The following is a 19,122-nucleotide window of genomic DNA, read 5'->3' on the forward strand; positions in this document are numbered from 1 at the left end:
AACGCGCCCACGTTAGAGAGAAAGGAAGCGCAGATGCAAGCCATCCTTCCCATACTTGAGTTTATCCAATCGATTCTGACCAAGCCAGCGTGGATCATGGGTCTGTTTGCCTTTGTGGGCCTTGTTGCGCTCAAGCGCCCTGCCCACAAGGTGATGACGGGAACCCTGAAGCCCATTCTTGGTTACATCATGCTGTCTGCTGGCGCCGCTGTTGTTCAGGAGAACCTTGCTCCGCTGGGTACCTTCATCGAGACCGGTTTCCACATCACCGGCGTCGTGCCTAACAACGAGGTCGTCGTTTCGATGGCTCAGAGCGTCCTTGGCGTTCAGACCATGATGATCCTGATTCTCGGCTACGTCGTGAACATTATCATTGCCCGCTTTACCAAGTTTAAGTACATCTTCCTGACGGGCCATCACAGCATGTTTATGGCCTGCCTGCTGTCTGCCGTTCTGCAGGCATCTGGCTTCCAGGATGTCCAGCTTGTCATCGTGGGCGGCATGTTCCTGGGCCTCGTGAGCGCTATGCTTCCCGCCGTTGGTCAGCGTTTCACCGAGAAGGTTACCGATGGCGATGAAATCGCCATGGGCCACTTCGGTTCACTCGCCTATTACATCTCCGCTGCAGTCGGTACGCTTTTTGCTAAGGACGCCGAGGAGAACAGCACCGAGAAGATCGAGGTTCCCGAGAAGTTTGCCTTCCTGCGCGACACCACCATCTCCACGGCTCTTACCATGGCTTTCTTCTACCTGGTTACCGCTTTTGCCGCTTACATCGCAGACCCTGCGGTCGTTACCAAGACCGCTGGCGGCGACAATGTGATCGTCTATGCCCTGACTTGTGCCCTGTCCTTCGCCGTCGGTGTCACTATCGTCTACAACGGTGTCCGTATGATTCTCGCCGACCTGGTCCCGGCTTTCCAGGGCATCTCCAACAAGCTGATCCCCGGTGCCATCCCCGCCGTCGACTGCGCCGTCTTCTTCCCTTATGCTCCCACCGCCGTCATCCTCGGCTTTGTCGCTTCCTTTATCGGTGGCGTGGTCGGTATGTTCATCGTGGGCGCTACCCTGGGCATCTTCATCATCCCGGGCATGGTTCCCCACTTCTTCTGCGGTGCTACCGCCGGTATCTACGGCAATGCCACGGGCGGTCGCAAGGGTGCAGCTCTTGGCGCTTTCGTCAACGGCCTGCTCATCACCTTTGCCCCGGCCCTGCTCCTGCCCGTTCTTGACGTCTTTGGCTTCAAGAACACTACGTTTGGCGACTTCGACTTCTCCGTCATTGGTATTACGCTCGGCCGCGCTGCCGAGGCCTTCGGTACCACCGGTGTCTACGCGATTCTCGCTGTCCTTTTGGTCGTCGCCTTCGTCCCCAACTTCATCCACACCAAGGGTGCTGTGATCAATCACGTTGAGGAAGAGTAATCTAGGCATACGTTAGGCCCTAATCGGGCGGAGCTCCGATAACCGGCTCCTACACGGAAGCGGTGACGTCTCAAATGAGGCGTCGCCGCTTTTTGTTTTGGAGCGGTTGTGAAAACGCGCCGGTGAAGCGCTGTCTCAGCGCCGCGAACGGAATCAACCGCGATGATTGGCAAAAACGTTTTGCCGCTGGAATGTCGATATAAAAATGGTAAATCTGCAAAACCGTTCGCCGAGAAGATAAAAAACCGCAGCTTACGCCTTGATAAACGTAGGTAAAGTGTTTAGCAGTTTATCGGCCGTATGCAAACGAAAGGAATCAGGCAGATGGCAATCAAGGTGTTCGCTGACGGTGCAAACCTCGAGGGCATGCTCGACATGTACGAGAACGGCAACGTTCAGGGTTTCACGACCAACCCGTCCCTTATGAAGAAGGGTGGCGTGACGGATTACCGCGCGTTTGCCAAGGAGGTTCTGGCCCACATCACCGATGTGTCCGTCTCGTTTGAGGTCTTTGCCGACGACGTCGAGACCATGGAGGTCGAGGCGCGCGAGATTGCTACCTGGGCCGAGAACGTCTACGTCAAGATCCCGTGTGTGACCACCAAGGGCGAGTCCACCGCCGAGCTGGTGCGCAAGCTTTCGACCGACGGCATCAAGGTCAACGTTACCACCATCTTTACGCCTAAGCAGGTTGACGAGATGATCGATGCCGTTGACGCCGAAACGCCGTCCATCATTTCGCTCTTTGCCGGCCGTATTGCCGATACCGGCGTCGATCCCATTCCGTTTATGACGGAGTCAGTCAAGAAGGCCGCTGCCAAGCCCAACTGTGAGGTCCTGTGGGCGTCCACGCGCGAGCTTATCAACATTTATCAGGCCGAGGCCTGCGGTTGCCAGATCATCACGGTGCCAAATGGCATCCTGGCCAAGCGCAAGAACATCGGCCGTGACCCGTACGAGGTCTCGCTCGATACCGTGCGCGGTTTTGCCAAGGATATCGCCGCTTTGGGTTTCCATATTCTGCCCTAAGCAAGGGTACCCCCTGCAGCGACGTGCAAAATCGCGAGTTTTCAGCATGGTAAAGACTTTTACTAGCTGGTTGAAGCGCGGAACGGCCCCCGTTTTGGCCCTAAAACGCCAAAACGGGGGCCGTTTTTGCTTTTATGGCCCTCTGAAGCGCCGCGGGGCTATCGGGAGATGCTGAATACTCGCAATTTTGCACGCCGCGAAGAGGGGGACGTTCGCTTTGGCGGCTATTTGCCCTGCACCATGGTGAGCGAGATCTTCTTGCGGTCGCGATCGACCTTTTCGACCCACACCTTGACCGTGTCGCCGACGCGCACCACGTCGCTGGGGTGCTTGACAAAGCGGTTGGCCAGCTTGGAGATATGCACGAGGCCGTCCTGGTGCACACCCACGTCGACGAAGGCGCCAAAGTCCACAACGTTGCGCACCGTCCCCTTGAGCTCCATGCCGGGTTCCAGGTCGTCGATGGAAAGTGCTGAGCGGCTAAAGACCACCTCGGGCGCGTCGTCGCGCGGGTCCCGGCCAGGCTCCTTGAGCTCGTTGACGATGTCGATGAGCGTGAGGGTGCCGCAGTCCAGGTCGCTTGCCAGCGCCGAGATGCTGCCGATGCGTCTCTCGATATCGGGCACGCCGCCGCGGCTGAGCTCGCTTGCCGCCACACCCGTACGCTCCAGGACGGCCGTGGCCACCTCGTAGCTTTCGGGGTGGACGCTCGTCGCATCGAGCGGGTTCTTACCGCCGCTGATGCGCAGGAAGCCCGCGGCGTTGAGATATGCCTTGGGTCCCAGCTTGGGGACCTTCTTGAGCTGGCGGCGATCGGTAAAGGCGCCGTTCTCCTCGCGGTAGGCCACGATGTTTTTGGCTACGCTCGGCGTGATGCCCGATACGTATCCCAGCAGGCTCGCACTTGCGGTGTTTACGTCGACGCCCACGCGGTTGACGACGTCCTCCACCACATGTCCCAGGGTGCGCGAAAGCTCGGCCTGGTCAAGGTCGTGCTGGTACTGGCCAACGCCGATGGACTGGGGTGGAATCTTGACGAGCTCTGCCAGCGGGTCCTGCAGGCGGCGGCCCAGGCTCATGGCGCCGCGCACGGTGACGTCCAGGTCGGGATACTCCTGGCTGGCGAGCTCGGAGGCGGAGTACACCGATGCGCCGGCCTCGTTGACGATGGTGTATCGCAGTCCAGGCGCCTGCTCGGCGATGAACTCCGAGACGACTTCTTCGGTCTCGCGGCTGGCGGTGCCGTTGCCGATGACAATGGTGTTGACGCCGTCCTTCTTGACGAGGCGGGCGAGCTCGCGCTTGGTGCCGGCGACGTCGTGGCGCGGCTTGGTGGGGTAGACCACGCCGTGGTCGAGTAGCTTGCCGGTCTCGTCCATGACGGCGACCTTGCAGCCGGTACGGTAGCCCGGATCGAGTGCGAGCACACGGGCGCCGCGCACGGGGCGTGCCGAGAGCAGGCCCTCGAGATTCTTGGCAAAGACGTTGATGGCCTCGGTCTGCGCGCGGACGGTGAGCTTGGCGCGGGCCTCGCGCTCCAGTGAGGGGGCCATGAGGCGCTTGTAACCGTCGGCGATGGCGGCATCAAAGACGGGTGCGAACACGCCCTGGCGTCGGGGCCAACGGCTGCCGAGGCGTGCCGTGGCGGCAGTGCCGTCGACGTTCACGCGCACGCGGAGTTTGCCCTCGCGCTCACCGCGGTCGATAGCCAGCACGCGGTGGTTGGGTATACGGCGCAGCGGCTCGTCATAGCTGTAGTACGGCTCGTAGGGAGTCTTCTCGGTGGGGTCGGTGGCCTCGACGACGATGTCGGCGGTGTTCTGCGTAAAGGCGCGCAGGTCGGCGACGTTCTCGGGGTCCTCGGCCACCGTCTCGGCCACGATGTCCGCCGCGCCGGCAAGCGCCTTTTCGGGCGTGTCGAAGCCGGCCTCCTCGTTGACGTATGCCGCGGCGGCGTCGAGTGCGCTGCCCTTGGCCGAGGCCTGCATGATGATCATGTTGGCGAGCGGTTCAAGGCCTGCCTCGCGGGCCTTCTGCGCGCGAGTCATGCGCTTTTTGCGGTAGGGCTTGTAGAGGTCCTCGACACGCTGGAGCTGCGTGGCCTCGCGAATCTGCTGCTCGAGTTCGGGCGTGAGTTTGCCCTGGGCGTCGATGAGCAGGATGACGTCCTCTTTACGCTGCTCAAGATTGCGCAGGTAGGACAGGCGCTCGTCGAGTGCGCGCAGGGCGACGTCGTCCATGCCGCCCGTGGCTTCCTTGCGGTAGCGCGAAATAAAGGGGATGGTGTTGCCCTCGTCGATGAGCTTGACGGCTGCCTCGATGTTGGCGGCCTTAAGGTTGAGCTCGTGGGCAAGCTGGGCGATAAGATCCATGGGACTCCTTGCGTTTAAGGTGCGTTTGCAGCACAGGGCTACCAAGGATACCACCCGACGTTCTGCCAAAGCAGTCTTTTTGGGACGGGGCTTTTTTAGCTACGGGACTGCGGACGGGAGACGGTGGAGTCCCTCCTTACAAAACGAGGCCCTGGCCAAACGGCCGGGGCCTCACCACTTCTTTTCAGGCTGCGAGAAAAGACCGTGTGCGCAGGCGCTCCCCGAGGGAGACGGGGGTGTTTGCTCCGCGCGCAGTTTCGCAGCGAAGCGAGAATGTTTGAGCACGGAGTAAACACCCCGTCTCCCTCGGGGAGGTCCGTTGGGAGCGTAGGGGATGTTTTGAGCTACTCCAGCTCAAACGCTCCGGTATAGAGCTGGTAGTAATATCCGCGCTTGGCGATCAGCTCGTCGTGGTTGCCACGCTCGATGATGCGGCCGTGATCCAGGCAGATGATTGCGTCGGCGTTGCGCACGGTGGACAGGCGGTGCGCGATGACAAACGTCGTGCGGCCCTCCATGAGCTTATCCATGCCTGCTTGCACGATGGCCTCGGTGCGGGTGTCGATGCTCGACGTGGCCTCGTCTAGAATCATTGCCGGCGGATCGGCGACGGCAGCGCGTGCGATCGAAATCAGCTGGCGCTGGCCCTGCGACAGCTGCGCGCCGTTGCCGGTGAGCATGGTGTCGTAGCCGTCGGGCAGGCGGGTGATAAAGTCGTCGGCGCCCGCGAGCTTGGCCGCCGCGATGCACTCCTCGTCGGTGGCGTCCAGGTTGCCGTAGCGGATGTTGTCCATCACAGTGCCGGTGAACAGGTTCACGTCCTGCAGCACCACGCCCAGCGAGCGACGCAGGTCGGACTTGCGAATCTTGTTGACGTTGATGCCGTCGTAGCGGATCTTGCCGTCGGCAATGTCGTAGAAGCGGTTGATGAGGTTGGTGATGGTCGTCTTACCGGCACCGGTGGCACCGACAAACGCGACCTTCTGGCCCGGCTTGGCATATACGGACACGCCGTGCAGCACCTCGTGGTCGGGCGTATAGCCAAAGTCCACGTTGTCCATGACCAGGTCGCCGCGCAGCGGCACGTACTCGATCTCGCCGGTCGCGCGGTGCGGGTGCTTCCATGCCCACATGCCGGTGCGGTGGTCGGCTTCCTCGAGCTGCCAGGTCTCGGGGTTCACCTGTGCGTTGACGAGCGTCACGTAGCCCTCGTCGGCTTCGGGCTCCTCGTCGAGCAGCTCAAAGATGCGCTCGGCGCCGGCAAGGCCCATGACCACGGCGTTGATCTGCTGCGAGATCTGGCCGATCTGGCCGCAGAACTGCTTGGTCATGTTGAGGAACGGCACCACGACGGCGATGGAGAGCGCCATGCCCGAGAGGCTCAGGTTGGGCACGCCCAGCTCCAGGAAGATGCCGCCGGTCAGCGCGACCAGCACGTAGAGCAAGTCGCCCAGGTTCCCGAGGATCGGCATGAGGATGTTGGCGTACATGTTGGCCTTCTGCGAGACCTCGAAGAGCTTCTCGTTGCGCTCGTCAAAATCGGCCTCGGCAGCGGACTCGTGACAGAACGCCTTGACGACTTTCTGGCCGTTCATGACTTCCTCGATATGGCCCTCGACCACGCCGAGCTCGGTCTGCTGCGCGATAAAGAAGCGCGCGGAGTTGGAGCCGAGCAGCTTGGTCATAAAGGTCATAAAGGCGACGCCGGCAATGATGACCAGGCACATCCACACGCTGTAATACAGCATGATGAAGAACACGGTGACGATGACGATGATCGTCATGAGCAGGTTGGGCAGCGACTGGCTGATCATCTGACGCAGCGTGTCGATGTCGTTGGTGTAGTGGCTCATGATGTCGCCGCGCTGGTGCGTGTCGAAGTAGCGAATCGGCAGGTCCTGCATGCGGTTGAACATCTTTTCGCGCAGCTTCTCGAGCGAGCCCTGCGTGATGACGGCCATGGCGCGGTTCCAGAAGAGCGAGGAGGCGACGCCCACGGCGTAGATGCAGCCGAGGGTGGTCACGAGCTTCAGAATCTTGGGCTGCGCGGCCGTCCAGTCGCCCGACTGCCACGATTCGCTAATGACCTGCAGCGCGCTCTGGAGAAACGTCGCGCCGATGGAGTTGATGATGGCGCAGAGCACAACGCCGGCGACGACGAGGGGCAAAAGCACCGGGTAGAAGCCAAAGAGCATCTTGATCAGGCGCGTCATGGTGCCGCCCTTGCGGTTGCGCGCGCGCTCGGCGGTAGCGGCCTTACTCATGTGCCTCGCCTCCTTCCTGGGTCTGAGCTTGCGGTGCGGTCGTGTCGGTGTTGTCTGCCGCCGTGGTCGTATCGCCGGAAACGTCGCCCGCGTCCTCGCCCTCGGCAGACATCTTGTTTTGCGAGGTAAAGGTCTCGCGGTAGACCTCGCTCGTCTGGAGCAGCTCATCGTGGTTGCCGATGTCCTTGATGCGGCCGCCCTCCATGACGATGATGCGGTCGGCGTCCTGCACGGAGCTGATGCGCTGGGCGATGATGAGCTTGGTCGTGTTGGGCAGGTAGCTCGCCAGGCCCTCGCGGATCTTGGCGTCGGTCTTGGTGTCGACGGCGCTCGTGGAGTCGTCCAGGATCAAGATCTTGGGGCGACGCAGCAGGGCACGCGCGATGCACAGGCGCTGCTTCTGGCCGCCGGAAACGTTGGAGCCGCCCTGCTCGATCCAGGTGTCGTAGCCCTTGGGGAAGCCGTCGACAAACTCGTCGGCGCAGGCCAGATGTGCGGCCTCGCGGACTTCCTCGTCGGTGGCGTTCGGGTCGCCCCAGCGCAGGTTCTCGGCGATGGTGCCGCTAAACAGCACGTTTTTCTGCAGGACCATGGCTACCTGGTGGCGCAGCGCGTCCAGGTCGTAGTCGCGCACGTCCACGCCGCCGACGCGCACGGTGCCCTCCGTGACATCGTACAGACGGGCGATCAGGTTCACGAGCGTCGACTTGGCCGAGCCGGTGCCACCGATAATGCCGATGGTCTCGCCGCTCTTAATATGCAGGTCGATATCGTCGAGCGCCTGGCGGCGGGCATGCTCGGAATACTTAAAGCTCACGTGATCGAAGTCGATGGAGCCGTCGGCAACCTCGTGCACGGGCTCGGTCGGGTTAGCGATCGTGGGCTCGGCGGCCAGCACCTCGGTAATGCGGTGCGCCGACTCATCTGCCATGGTCACCATGACAAAGATCATCGACAGCTGCATTAGGCTCATCAGAATCTGGAAGCCGTAGGTAAAGATGGAGGAGAGCTGGCCCACATCGAACAGGGTGCCCTGGCTCGTGATGATGAGCTTGGAGCCCAGGTAGATGATGACGACGAACGCGCCGTTGACGCAGATGTTCATCATGGGGTTGTTGAAGGCGAGCAACTTCTCGGCGCGGGTGAAGTCCATCTGGACGTCGCGCGCGGCGGTGGCGAACTTCTCCTTCTCGTAGTCCTGGCGCACGTAGCTCTTGACCACGCGCATGCCGGTGACGTTTTCCTCGACCGATTCGTTGAGCGCGTCGTACTTGCGGAACACGCGGGTAAAGATCGGGCGCACCTTATAGATGATAAAGAACAGGCCAAAGCCCAGCAGCGGAATGATGACCAGGTAGACCATGGCGACGCTGCCGCCCATGGCGTATGCCATGGTAAAGGCAAAGACCAGCACCAGCGGCGAGCGCACGGCGATGCGGATGAGCATCATAAAGGCCTGCTGCACGTTGTTGATGTCGGTGGTGAGGCGCGTGACGAGCGAGGAACTCGAGAACTCGTCGATGTTGGCGAAGCTGAACGTCTGGATCTTGTAGAACAGGTCGCGACGCAGGTTCTTGGCAAAGCCGCAGCTGGCATGGCTGCAGGTGATGCCCGCGGCGGCGCCAAAGGCGAGTGACGTCAACGCGATGAGTACGAGAAGGCCGGCGGTGGGCAGCATCTCGGTAACGGCGGTGCCGTCCTTGATGGCGTCGATCATGTCGGCGGTGATAAACGGGATCATCATCTGGCAGATTACCTCGCCAAGCACCAGCAGCGGCGTGGCGATCGTGACCTTCATGTAATCGCGGATGCTGCCCATGAGGGTTTTAATCATCCAGTTCCTCCCAGGTTTTGCGGATTTTATCGAGCATCTCGGCGAGCTGTTCGCGCTCGTCGTGGGTGAGCGCGCTAAAGGCCTGTTCCCTAAAGCGGATGCGGGCCGCCTGGTCGATGCGGGCCTTCTCCCAGCCGATCTCGGTTAGGCGAATGGTGAGCTGCCGGCGATCTTTTGGATTGCGGCTGCGCTCGATGATGCCGGCGCACTCGAGCTTGGACAAGATTTCGGAAAGCGACCCCGGCTTGAGGTCGAAGTGCATGCCGAGTTCCTGCTGCGACATCTCGCCGTTTTCCTGCTTGGCGAGCAGGCAGACGATGGGCGCCTTGCCGGACACGCCACCGCCGTGAAAGTGCATGTAGTGGCCGCAAAAGCCTAGGCCGCTCAGGATGCGCTTGGCGAGCTTGTCTTCGCCGTTAACTGCTTCGGGCACGTCTGCCGGCTCCGAAGGATCGCCGCCGGGCTCATGCGGGCGAAGGTTAAGGGGTTCATCGCACATGAATTCGTATCGCTCCTTTCTTTAGTTAGGTAGTGGAATTATTTTGTGCCTAACTAATCTAGGAGTGCCACACAAGAATGTCAAGGTACCAAACTTATTTAGTTACGGCGCCGCAAAACATCGGGGTAGTCGTTGGGGACGTTCTTAAACGACTAGTCGTTGGGGACGTTCTTGTTTGACTAGTCATTTAAGAACGTCCCCAATGACTAACTTCAAAACTATGCCGGATTACGGGGCTGAACTGCGGATTGTCGACCATACCGAAATTGGTAAAAAGAAAACCGCAGGTAGAAGGCTTGCTATGATTTGAAAATAGAGGGTGTGGTTGACTCATTCAGGTTCAGCCCCGTAATCCGGTGTAGTTTTGAAATGGCACTGAATGAGTGGCGGCGAATGGGCCGCAATGAAGCAGGCTAGCCCCTCGTTTCCGAAACCTTTCCGCAACAAACTGTCCTCCACGGCGCAAGCTTTCGTCCGTAGCGTTCCCTGCGCTACACTTAGTCGCACTGTGGCGCCGTTGCGCCGCGCCCGACCCAAGGGGGACACTCATGAAGAACACTCAGCTGTTGCTGATCAACGATATGTGCGGCTACGGCAAGGTCGCGCTTTCCGCCATGCTGCCGGTGCTGTCGCACATGGGTTACCGTATCCACAATCTGCCGACGGCACTTGTGTCCGATACGCTCAACTATCCCAAGTTCTACATCCACGACACCACGGAGTACGTGCGTCAGAGTCTTGCCATCTGGGAAGAACTCGGCTTTGAGTTCGACGCCATCTCGACCGGCTTTATCGTGACCGAGGAAGAGACGCGCATCATCTCGGACTTTTGCCACCGCCGTGCGCAAAAGGGCACCAAGGTGTTCGTCGACCCCATCATGGGCGACAACGGCAAGCTCTATGCGGGCGTGCCCGAGTCCACGATCGGTCTCATGAGGCATCTGCTCGAGTGCGCCGACTATGCGGTGCCCAACTATACCGAGGCGTGCCTGCTCACCGACACGCCCATTGCCGAGCAAATCACGCCTGACGAGGCCCACGCCCTTGTGGACGCCATGCGCGCGCTGGGCGCCAAGTCGGTGGTCATTACGAGCGCTGTGGTCGACGGCACGAACGCCGTCATCGGTTACGACCACGTGGCGGGGGAGTACTTCACGATTCCCTTCGACCTGATCCCGGTCTATTTCCCGGGCACCGGTGACACGTTCTCGGCGGTGCTCGTCGGTCGCGTTATGGCTGGCTGGAGCCTGCAGCACGCAACGGCCGATGCCATGCGTGTGGTGGCCGAGCTTATCGAGCGCAACGCTGACCAGGAGGACAAGTCTGCCGGCCTGCCCATCGAGGCCTGCCTGGATGTGATCGACCATGAGTAGCGCCAGCGAAAGCGGCCCCGAGCCCGCGAGCGAGGGCAAGTTGCTCGGCGCGCCACGCGGCAAGCGCCCACGTATCCGCATTAGCTGCGTGGACCAGCTGGGCACGTGCCGCTGCCACCATGGCCACAAGCCCGGCGACGTCTTCGACTTCGACCGCGATCGCGGCAAGATGTGCTCCATGGCCTGCCATGTGGGCTTTCCCTATATCGACATCCTGCGCTACGGCGGAACCGTGCCCGGCAACGAGCCCGGTACGGCAAAGTTCTGCTGCCCCGAGGTCGATACGTTGAACGTCTGGCTCGCCGAGATCGTCGACGAGTAGTTGAGCGTGGATTTTCTCCCACCAAGATAATGAGCGTGGATAATCTCCCGTTTAGAGCGCCGTTTTGCGTTCAAAGTGGGAGATTATCCACGCTCAATTTGTATGCGGGAGATTATCCACGCTCATTTTATGCCGATGGCGTGGCTCACGCATCCGCGCCGCCCGGGCGCCTACAGTTGCTCGAGCATGGCCGTGCAGCCGGCGAGCACATCGCGGTAGGTGGCATCGAAGTTGCCGGTGTACCAGGGATCGGCGACGTCGCCGGGGCGATCGGTCCAATCCAGCAGCCGCGAAATCTTGCCGTCGGCATCGTCGCCGAAGATGCGACGCAGGCCGCGCGCGTTCTCGGCATCCATATAGACGATGTGGTCCCAGTCACCATACTCCGCGCGACGAACCTGGCGCGCGCGGTGCGCAACGACGGGAATCCCGACCTCGCGCAGCTTGGCGACGGTGCCATGATGCGGAGGGTTGCCAATCTCCTCGGTCGAGGTCGCGGCAGAATCAATGACGAACTCCGCCTCGCGCCCAGCACGGCGCACCAGCTCGGCAAACACCGACTCAGCCATCGTCGAGCGACAGATGTTCCCATGACAGACAAATAGGATTTTGCGCATTGGCTAAAACCTCTCGAATATCAGAGTTTTCGCAGATAATCGCACTGCTTTTTGATCCCTCGTCAAGGACAGAATATCAAATTGATTCATAAATGAGCGGATTATTCTTCTTTCCAGCGTCGTAAGAATTGTCGTAAAGAACGAGGGTTTACGACTTGTTGTCACAATGTTGACCGTCCTTTGCATCCAATTTTCAGCATATCCTCTCTGACGTCGTCGAAATCAAGATGGGTGTATGTGTTAAAAGTCACGTTGATGTCGGAGTGGCCCATGATGCATTTTAGCTTCGCAGGGTTCATTCCCCTGCGTGCCATCTTCGAGCAGAAGGTATGTCGGCAGACATGTGGTGTGATTTTGGGAAGCTCATCCTTGTAGATGCGATTATGTTTCTCTATCGCGTGGTGGAAGTACTTCTCCCAGTGCAGGGCAACACGCGGCATCTCGTTTTTATCAAGAAACAGAAAACCGCTAACACCGTCAACGACCGGCTCACTCGAAGGCTTTAGACGTTGCGCAAGGATACTCCTGAAACACTCTGTCACGGCTTGAGTCATGGGAACATAGCGGATCCCGCTCTCCGTCTTGGGACGTTCGATGTAGTATCGCATGTTGCTGGTCCGCTGAAGTTGCTTGTTTACCCGAATGCTTCCGTTTTTGAAATCAAGGTCTTCGACGGTAAGACCGCAGAATTCAGAAATGCGCAGGCCCGTATTTAGAAGGATGTAGATGGCGTCACGATAGCGGTGAAAGTGTTCATCGCCCTCCACGAAAGCAAGAAATCTGCGTTCTTGGTTAGTGGCCAAGGCCTTGCGTGTAACCATGTCGTTTGTCAGTATCGTTGCGAGCTCGAAATAGAAGGGATTTCGGCGAATCAGGCTGTTCTCCTCTGCCAGTTGAAACGCCGGTCTCAGAACACCACGGATGCTATGGATTGTGCTATAGCGCTTGCCGTGGATTTTTTGCAGGTTGATGAGCCATTCCTTGGCATCAAGGGAGGTGACACCGCATATTCGTTGCGAGCCGAATTCATCTGTAGCAAGAAAATTGAGGATTGTCTTGTAGGCGGCTCGAGTGGATTGTTTCACGGCAGTCTTTGTTTCAGTGTAACGAGATGCGAGTTCGTAGACTGTCATATTGTTCGGCGCGACCTTATCAAGCAGATCGCGCTGGATCTCATGCTCCAACGCGCGCAAGCACGGACTGGCTTTCTTCCCCTTCGGAGTTAGATCATGAGTTGTCAAGGTCCACGAGTAGACGCTCCGCGTTTTACCTCTTGCATCCACATACTTGAAGCAGTAACGGCCGTTTTTTCTCTGGCTTTCCCCGCGTCTGAGGATTCGCCCTTTGCTGTCTTTTCTCACAGTCACTAGCAGGCTCCTTCCTGTTCAGAAAAGAGCCCCGATGCGATATTTCAAGATTATCGCACGGGGCCCGATTGGTTAAGCTGTCAAGTGCGAAACGGTGTCGAGAAGCTCTTTATAAAGAGCGTTGGCGCAGGACGAGGGGGCGAGTCCTCGCGCATAACTCGAATATGGGTTTGTACGAGAGGAACCTTCGACCGGCCAGTATCCGTCGAGATCGTGCCTAAACTCAGAGAGACAGATCTCCCTCGTCTGCATCTCCGCAACGACGGAGAGGCGCCTCTCAAGTTGACCAAATCCGTCGACATCGTTTTGCGGACGATAAGTCGCGGATCGGCGCATCTGTTCTCCATAGAATTCCAAGGGGCTGTAGGGCGTCGTGACGATTACGAGATCGGCGGCTATCGCTTTGTCGGAATATCGGGACGGTGCCATCACCTCATGCTCCATCGCATAGGGATCCGTGATGCGAAGCAGGTCGGCGTAGGGGATGGATGAGGGACGAAGTTCGTCAAGAATCACCGTGTGCTTGCCCTCATACCCCTGAAAGATGTCTCTCGTAGATCCAGAGACGAAGAACGGTTCGCCCTTCCGCTTCGCATAGAGCTTTGCGAGGGTGGACTTCCCCGTTCCAGCAGGCCCGAAGATCCAAACTGATTCCACCCTTCTTTCGCCCTTGAGCATCAACCCCCGCCATTCCCGGGCCTGAACCTGAAGGCGGCGTGCATAAACGTCTTCGATCTGACGCTATGTCCGGGCATATTCGGATCCGGAGAGCTGAGAGATCAAGGACTCCTTGTCGATACGACCTTCGAGAAGGTCATCGAGAAGGACTTTGATGCTGCTATGGGACCTCGTTCGAGCAACGCGCGACTCAATAGAAGCAAGTAGCGCTGGGTAATCGAAATTGGAGCGCACGATTTTGGGGTCGTACTGATGCTTGGATCGTGCGCCATCCGTTCTGTGGCACAGGTAGGAAAAACCGTTTTCCACACCTGCCTTCCAAGCCTCGATGCGCTCAGGTTTATCTCCAAGGAGCTTCGCGATGCTATTGAGCGAGCGCGGATTCTGGAACTCCATCATCACGTGAAGATGCGCGGCTGCCGGACGTCCCGCGTCCGTCGTGTCGCTGTCGTGCACGATGCCCGCATAGCGCTTCGGGGCGAGTGTTTCGATTCTTCGGTACATTTCGTCCACAAGACGGGGCAGGTGATCGAGCTGCTGCTCGTACATCATCGCGCGGGTCTTCATGGGCAGAGAATTGGTCATGGTTCCGAGTCCTTTCTCGTAAATGAGCTATTTCGGGACGATTTTGGAACGCGCCCGAGGGTGCGCCTTGGGATAACAAGCTCCCCAAGGCGCATAAATGAGCAGAATTTCAAGTAATGGAACAATCGACGGGGTCCGCTTTTGCTGCGCGAAGCGGACCCCGCGGTGGTTATTCTCTGAAGTACAGGTCAAGGAGCCGCCCAAGCTCGCGGTACACGGGGAAGTCCATGATCGGAAAATGCACAAAGCCGATGCGGTCGTGCGCCCCGTCCGTACTGCTGAACCAAGCGTCGCCCGGGGAGAAGGTGCGAGGTGCACCGAGGTCGAGCAGGCGTTCCGCGCCCCATATGAGCCGCGCCTCGGGAAGCGTCGGCTTGAAGAGGACGCGGGTGCTGCACGCCGAGCGCAGCATCGACGGCAAGCCCCCCTCCTCAACAGACGCCTCGGCGATCGAGATGATGGCGTAGCAGCCCGCGCTCGCCCCCATCGTTACGATGCGCTTCACCAGCCCATCAAACGTCGCGAGGCAGTAATCGGGGTCCTCCTTGCTCGCGCGCTTGGGAAACAGCGTGCGGAGTGCCACGTACTCATCCATGAAGAGAAGCGAAACGTGAAGCCCCGCATCCCACCAGTGCACGGCGTCTCCCGTCTCTGTCGACCTATCGTTGAGGAAGCTCTGTCGCTCTTTGATGCTGTCGGCGAACCGTGATAACGCAGACAGGATTGCGCGAGCGTCCCCGTCAGCATTCAGTGAAACCACGCGAGGAAGTCGGGAGGGCTCGGCCTGCTTGGGGTCTATGATGAGGACTTGCGATCCGTGTCCGTCAGGACCAGCCAACAGGGCTTGGAGCAAGAGGGCGATCACGCCCGTGGTCTTTCCAGCGATGAGCATGGAACCGGAGGTGCGGAGGTCGATGCTCGTGCCGTTTTGAACGCGGAATTCGTAGGCGTTCGCCGGGCACAAATCCTCGACACGCGATGCCTTGATCTCTCGATGCAACGTCACATCTTCAAGGAAGAAGGTCACTTGATTGCATGCGACGTCTGCTTCGGCAAGTACGACGGCGTAGCGGGAGAACCTTCCGCGAAGTCGGGAGCTAATGCTAGGTCCCATCTTCGATATTTCTTCTGCCGTTGAGGATGAGGTTGAGATGGCGAGCTCGAACTGTCCAGGAGCCGTCTCTTTGCAAGAGATGTCGGGAAGAAGCTCGCCTTCTCGCAGGTGTAGAGGATTCCCGTAACGTGGATCAAAGAGCCCCCTCCTAATGCGTGCATGCAACCGTGTTGATTCAGATAGCATGACGTAATGTGTGATCCCTCCCGCAAACAACATGGTCCCAGCGAGGCTAAGAGTGGCCGCTGCGGAGGTAAGGTTGCCGCCAAACGCCATCACCGTACTGGGCTCTATGGCGATGGGCGCAAGAATGGTGTTCACGAATAGCCCGATGCAATAAACGCACGCGGCGACCGCAAATAAAGCGACCCCCAGCACACAAAGCTTTGCGCTGGGGGTCGAATACACGATCGCCGGTGCGCCACTGGAGTAACGCACCACAATCACCTAGCCCTTCGCGGGGATGACGGTAATGCCGTCCGCCGTGATGGACAACTGGTTGCGATAATCACCGTAAACCTTTGCGACCACGCCGGTGGGAATGACGTGCTGATTGACGGGAATCTCGATATCGTTCGAAACCTTGATGGAAAGCTTCTCGAAACGATTGCTGACCACCTCGCCTTCGTTTTGGTGATACTGCGTGTTATCGGTTGTGATCACCACGTCGATCTTGGTGCCGCGATGCTCTTTGGTGTTTTAATCAACCCATTTACCACCTCCGACACAAAGGAAACGCTTGCCTTTCGCAAAAGCTTCCCAATCGAACTTCATAAACTGATTCAATTTCCTCATACTCGAACTCCTCTCAATCCAATTATTTGCTGACTCCGCGTTGCGGCTCGCCGTGGACATCGAGATAGAGGCGCAGGACGTTGCGCAAGATCTCCTCGACATTTCTTGTTGCGGCATGAAGATCATCGTCCCCAAACATTGCCCCATGGAGCTTCGTGTGGGCACAAAGAATCTGGCGATACATGACGCGAGAGAACATCTCTTCGGCCTTCAGGGCATGTCGAACAGCTCGTTCAGAACAAGTCGGCATGCTCGCCGAAGACTCCTTTATAGACGACATTGCCGTACTGGTTGTTGAGATGGAGCCGCATTCAAACGGTCCGCGCATGATCTTCGGTCGGGTCGTACACACCTCTTTCCTAAAATTGGATATTACCGACGATTCGTCAACCGTCATCGAGCACTCGGTGAGCACATCATGCCATAAGCTTCTGAGCTGGGATTATTTCGCAAGGACCTGTCGTTCTCGACGTCCTCTGATGAGAAGAAGTGGGGCGTAATGATGACAAAGTATTCAATCACGGAACAAACACAATTTAATAATCACCCAGATGGGGCAAATATGGACATCCAGATATTGAATCGTCGGTATCGTTGGTGTCGCTGAGCCTTCAGGCTGAGGGGGATGGGCCATTTGCGCTGAGTTGCTTGCAAAACGGGGGAGGGGATATCAGAAGAAGGCGGCTTGCAGAAGACATGCCTGAGCGCTAGAGGAGGGGCTGACCAATAGTGTGCTCCTCTTCTGGGGCCAAATCCAAGCGGAGGGGGCATGAGGCCGAGAGGAACTGCTCGTCATGGCTCACCAAAACAAGCGCGCCGGGAAAGGCGGAAAGCGCTCGCTCGAGTGCCTCCACCGAGTGCAGGTCCAGGTGATTCGTGGGTTCGTCCATGACGATGATTTCGGGGGCATCTAGTATACCGCGGGCGAGCATGAGCTTCCGCAGCTCCCCCGGGCTGATGTTCTCGCCGGACAATATTCGTTCGGGATCCGAATTGAGTTGCGCAACGATCGAAAGCAGGGCTCCACGTTCGGCTTGGGGCAGGTCCTTGATTTCCGAGAGGAATTCAATTGAGGATGAATCGTCGACTTCCTGAGGGATATACAGCGTGCGAATGTCCAATCCCGTGGCCTTGCGGCCTTCCAATATCTCCAGGATATGCTTGACCAGTGTTGTTTTCCCCGCTCCGTTGGGGCCGCTTATGCCCAGATGATCGGTATTTCCCAGATAAATCTCGGGAACCCGCAAAGATTGCCTCGGGCCGCACGGTATGCGATCTGAGCTGACGTGAATCAGTGTTTTGCGCGGGCTGGGTTGCGCTTCCATCCACAAGGTGCTTTCGTAGCGCTTTTCGACATGGTGGGCGTCGACGGCGGCTTGCGCGCGCTGGATTCGGGAGTCCATGCGCGAAGCGAGCTTGCCCGCAACGCCGTCTCTGCCAGTGTAAATGGCGAGTTTGATTCGTGCTTTCGCGTCGTGATCCTTCGGATCGACATGACGGGCGCTTCTCTTGGATGCGGACCGTGAGGCGTTTTCAACGCGCCTGATATACTCAGCCTTCATGCGCTTTTCTTCGGATCGCGCAATCGATTTGGCCCGCGCCGCGCTTTCGCGCTCCAGATTCGCCTGCGAGCGAGCTTGGGAGTAGTTGCCGGGGCGCATGGTGACGTGCCCCGACTCAAAGCACAGGCAGTCCTTTGCCAAGGAGTCGAGCAACGCACGGTCGTGCGAGACGAGGAGGCCAATACCCTTGTACTCGGCGAGTGCTTTGCAAATCTGCCTTCTGCATTCTGCGTCCACATGGTTAGTCGGTTCATCCATTGCCAGAAGATCGGGATTCTGCCAAAGCGCGACGGCTATTTGAATTTTCTTCTGCTCGCCACCGGAGAGCTCGGAAAAACGCCAGAGCATATCATCGGTGATGCGGAGCATCCTTCTGAGGTGCGTGGTCGCCGGGGCGAAGTCGCACGCAAAATCGAAGAGCATGGGCGGTTCGACTCCGGCTTCTTGCGCGCAATATGCGGAGACGAGACGCGGTGAAACGACGCCGCGATCTGGAATCAGAAGTCCGCACGCAATGCGGACGAAAGTTGATTTCCCGCACCCGTTGTCTCCGACGATGCCGTGCCAGCCGGGGGCAAATGTCGCCGACACGTTGTCGAGTGCGGGCATTGCGCTGCCAGGATATGCATAAGTAATATGGGAAAGAACGAGGGTGGTGGAGCTGTTCAAATTGGTTCTTGACATTGTGCCTCCTCGGCATGGGAGGCCGCGTTTTGCCGCATATGCTCTGATTGGCTCGTTCCGACCAACGTGAACGCCCGTCGACTCGAGTCAAGCTGAAAGAAAATGAGTCGACGGCAATGCTCGCAAAGGTAGTGTTTAGGATATACGAGGATCAGTGAAAAGACGATACGACAAATGTGCAGCCAGATTTATTCTTGGATAGATGGCAATTTGCAAATTGGCGTCGATATGTATCGTCTACAGCTTCACGAATCCTTTTCCTTTCCGGGGCGCTGGCTTGGCATATGGGCCTGCGCTGAATTCTTCCGTAGAGTCTAACAAAGCAATAATGCGGACGCAAGGAGGCGTTGCGTCTGAAAGCACGCCATTGCGTTGGACGCTTGAAGGGGTTTGCAAGTCGATTGAAAGAATACTAGTGCATCCGCTTCTTGTAACTAGCATGCGATGGTGGGCGTCGTTGTTAGCGCCGGGCGATTTTAGCCGCTAATAGTCAACCGATTTTGACCAATCCCGGTCACCGAATAATGGCCACCGTGCCTCCCCGCCGCCACTACGCTGGTGGCGCCAACACGCCGCCCTCGACAGGCTGCTCGAAAAGGCGT

16 protein-coding genes are annotated in these 19,122 nt (G+C 58.5%); 4 read left to right on the forward strand and 12 right to left on the reverse strand.

The window, feature by feature from the left end:
- Positions 1 to 33: 33 nt before the first annotated feature.
- Both ACQRCA_RS06880 and ACQRCA_RS06885 read left to right on the forward strand, forming a co-directional pair.
- A complete protein-coding gene (locus ACQRCA_RS06880) occupies positions 34 to 1,425 on the forward strand; it encodes a PTS ascorbate transporter subunit IIC (RefSeq protein ID WP_089573144.1) in 1,392 nt (463 codons plus the stop codon).
- Positions 1,426 to 1,749: 324 nt separating this feature from the next.
- Positions 1,750 to 2,454: a transaldolase gene (locus ACQRCA_RS06885; RefSeq protein WP_427719654.1), complete on the forward strand. Its 705-nt coding sequence runs from the start codon at positions 1,750 to 1,752 to the stop codon at positions 2,452 to 2,454.
- 224 nt (positions 2,455 to 2,678) lie between these two features.
- Here ACQRCA_RS06885 and ACQRCA_RS06890 read toward each other — a convergent pair whose 3' ends face one another.
- The 4 genes from ACQRCA_RS06890 to ACQRCA_RS06905 form a co-directional block, all read right to left on the reverse strand.
- Positions 2,679 to 4,826, reverse strand: coding sequence for a Tex family protein (locus ACQRCA_RS06890; protein WP_427719655.1), 2,148 nt, complete (start codon positions 4,824 to 4,826; stop codon positions 2,679 to 2,681).
- Positions 4,827 to 5,170: 344 nt separating this feature from the next.
- The gene (locus ACQRCA_RS06895) at positions 5,171 to 7,090 is read right to left on the reverse strand and encodes an ABC transporter ATP-binding protein (RefSeq protein ID WP_427719656.1); all 1,920 of its coding nucleotides are present in this window, start codon (positions 7,088 to 7,090) and stop codon (positions 5,171 to 5,173) included.
- Entirely contained in the window at positions 7,083 to 8,924 is a 1,842-nt protein-coding gene (locus ACQRCA_RS06900) for an ABC transporter ATP-binding protein (RefSeq protein WP_427719657.1), read from the reverse strand. Before ACQRCA_RS06900 ends, ACQRCA_RS06895 begins: the two co-directional genes overlap by 8 nt.
- Positions 8,917 to 9,423, reverse strand: a complete 507-nt coding sequence (locus tag ACQRCA_RS06905; protein WP_427719658.1) for a MarR family winged helix-turn-helix transcriptional regulator — start codon at positions 9,421 to 9,423, stop codon at positions 8,917 to 8,919. The genes ACQRCA_RS06900 and ACQRCA_RS06905 overlap by 8 nt, the downstream gene beginning before the upstream one ends.
- Positions 9,424 to 9,971: 548 nt before the next feature.
- Between ACQRCA_RS06905 and ACQRCA_RS06910 the strand changes: the two genes are divergently transcribed.
- Together ACQRCA_RS06910 and ACQRCA_RS06915 are read left to right on the forward strand one after the other, a co-directional pair.
- Positions 9,972 to 10,796 carry a PfkB family carbohydrate kinase gene (locus ACQRCA_RS06910; RefSeq protein WP_117743457.1) on the forward strand — a complete coding sequence of 275 codons (825 nt, stop codon included), beginning with the start codon at positions 9,972 to 9,974 and terminating at the stop codon, positions 10,794 to 10,796.
- Entirely contained in the window at positions 10,789 to 11,118 is a 330-nt protein-coding gene (locus ACQRCA_RS06915) for a TIGR04076 family protein (protein ID WP_117743458.1), read from the forward strand. Before ACQRCA_RS06910 ends, ACQRCA_RS06915 begins: the two co-directional genes overlap by 8 nt.
- A gap of 170 nt (positions 11,119 to 11,288) precedes the next feature.
- On the opposite strand, the gene ACQRCA_RS06920 is transcribed toward ACQRCA_RS06915, so the two are convergent.
- From ACQRCA_RS06920 to ACQRCA_RS06955, 8 genes are all read right to left on the reverse strand, one after another.
- On the reverse strand, positions 11,289 to 11,735 hold the full coding sequence (locus ACQRCA_RS06920) for a low molecular weight protein-tyrosine-phosphatase (protein WP_117743459.1): 447 nt from the start codon (positions 11,733 to 11,735) through the stop codon (positions 11,289 to 11,291).
- Between the two features lie 161 nt (positions 11,736 to 11,896).
- A complete protein-coding gene (locus ACQRCA_RS06925; protein ID WP_427719659.1) occupies positions 11,897 to 13,102 on the reverse strand; it encodes a tyrosine-type recombinase/integrase in 1,206 nt (401 codons plus the stop codon).
- A gap of 72 nt (positions 13,103 to 13,174) precedes the next feature.
- Positions 13,175 to 13,780 carry a hypothetical protein gene (locus ACQRCA_RS06930; RefSeq protein WP_117734894.1) on the reverse strand — a complete coding sequence of 202 codons (606 nt, stop codon included), beginning with the start codon at positions 13,778 to 13,780 and terminating at the stop codon, positions 13,175 to 13,177.
- A 63-nt stretch (positions 13,781 to 13,843) separates the two neighbouring features.
- Entirely contained in the window at positions 13,844 to 14,365 is a 522-nt protein-coding gene (locus tag ACQRCA_RS06935; protein WP_117743461.1) for a Rep family protein, read from the reverse strand.
- 169 nt (positions 14,366 to 14,534) lie between these two features.
- On the reverse strand, positions 14,535 to 15,800 hold the full coding sequence (locus tag ACQRCA_RS06940) for a hypothetical protein (protein WP_427719660.1): 1,266 nt from the start codon (positions 15,798 to 15,800) through the stop codon (positions 14,535 to 14,537).
- A 126-nt stretch (positions 15,801 to 15,926) separates the two neighbouring features.
- A complete protein-coding gene (locus ACQRCA_RS06945; RefSeq protein WP_117743463.1) occupies positions 15,927 to 16,142 on the reverse strand; it encodes a hypothetical protein in 216 nt (71 codons plus the stop codon).
- Between the two features lie 154 nt (positions 16,143 to 16,296).
- Positions 16,297 to 16,524 (reverse strand): hypothetical protein, encoded by a 228-nt coding sequence (locus ACQRCA_RS06950; RefSeq protein ID WP_427719661.1) that lies wholly within the window; start codon positions 16,522 to 16,524, stop codon positions 16,297 to 16,299.
- 457 nt (positions 16,525 to 16,981) lie between these two features.
- Positions 16,982 to 18,520: an ATP-binding cassette domain-containing protein gene (locus tag ACQRCA_RS06955; protein WP_427719662.1), complete on the reverse strand. Its 1,539-nt coding sequence runs from the start codon at positions 18,518 to 18,520 to the stop codon at positions 16,982 to 16,984.
- Between the last annotated feature and the right edge of the window lie 602 nt (positions 18,521 to 19,122).

This window comes from Collinsella sp. SGI.095 (genome assembly GCF_050314535.1).
In the GTDB taxonomy this organism is placed as follows: Bacteria; Actinomycetota; Coriobacteriia; order Coriobacteriales; family Coriobacteriaceae; genus Collinsella.

What these genes read in the sequence shown, in the direction of transcription:
- ACQRCA_RS06880 (WP_089573144.1), top strand. Translation starts at nt 34, where the DNA reads ATGCAAGCCATCCTTCCCATACTTGAGTTTATCCAATCGATTCTGACC.
- ACQRCA_RS06890 (WP_427719655.1), bottom strand. Translation starts at nt 4,826, where the DNA reads ATGGATCTTATCGCCCAGCTTGCCCACGAGCTCAACCTTAAGGCCGCC.
- ACQRCA_RS06905 (WP_427719658.1), bottom strand. Translation starts at nt 9,423, where the DNA reads ATGTGCGATGAACCCCTTAACCTTCGCCCGCATGAGCCCGGCGGCGAT.
- ACQRCA_RS06935 (WP_117743461.1), bottom strand. Translation starts at nt 14,365, where the DNA reads ATGACCAATTCTCTGCCCATGAAGACCCGCGCGATGATGTACGAGCAG.
- ACQRCA_RS06910 (WP_117743457.1), top strand. Translation starts at nt 9,972, where the DNA reads ATGAAGAACACTCAGCTGTTGCTGATCAACGATATGTGCGGCTACGGC.
- ACQRCA_RS06955 (WP_427719662.1), bottom strand. Translation starts at nt 18,520, where the DNA reads ATGTCAAGAACCAATTTGAACAGCTCCACCACCCTCGTTCTTTCCCAT.
- ACQRCA_RS06885 (WP_427719654.1), top strand. Translation starts at nt 1,750, where the DNA reads ATGGCAATCAAGGTGTTCGCTGACGGTGCAAACCTCGAGGGCATGCTC.
- ACQRCA_RS06950 (WP_427719661.1), bottom strand. Translation starts at nt 16,524, where the DNA reads ATGCCGACTTGTTCTGAACGAGCTGTTCGACATGCCCTGAAGGCCGAA.
- ACQRCA_RS06895 (WP_427719656.1), bottom strand. Translation starts at nt 7,090, where the DNA reads ATGAGTAAGGCCGCTACCGCCGAGCGCGCGCGCAACCGCAAGGGCGGC.
- ACQRCA_RS06920 (WP_117743459.1), bottom strand. Translation starts at nt 11,735, where the DNA reads ATGCGCAAAATCCTATTTGTCTGTCATGGGAACATCTGTCGCTCGACG.
- ACQRCA_RS06915 (WP_117743458.1), top strand. Translation starts at nt 10,789, where the DNA reads ATGAGTAGCGCCAGCGAAAGCGGCCCCGAGCCCGCGAGCGAGGGCAAG.
- ACQRCA_RS06900 (WP_427719657.1), bottom strand. Translation starts at nt 8,924, where the DNA reads ATGATTAAAACCCTCATGGGCAGCATCCGCGATTACATGAAGGTCACG.
- ACQRCA_RS06930 (WP_117734894.1), bottom strand. Translation starts at nt 13,780, where the DNA reads ATGCTCAAGGGCGAAAGAAGGGTGGAATCAGTTTGGATCTTCGGGCCT.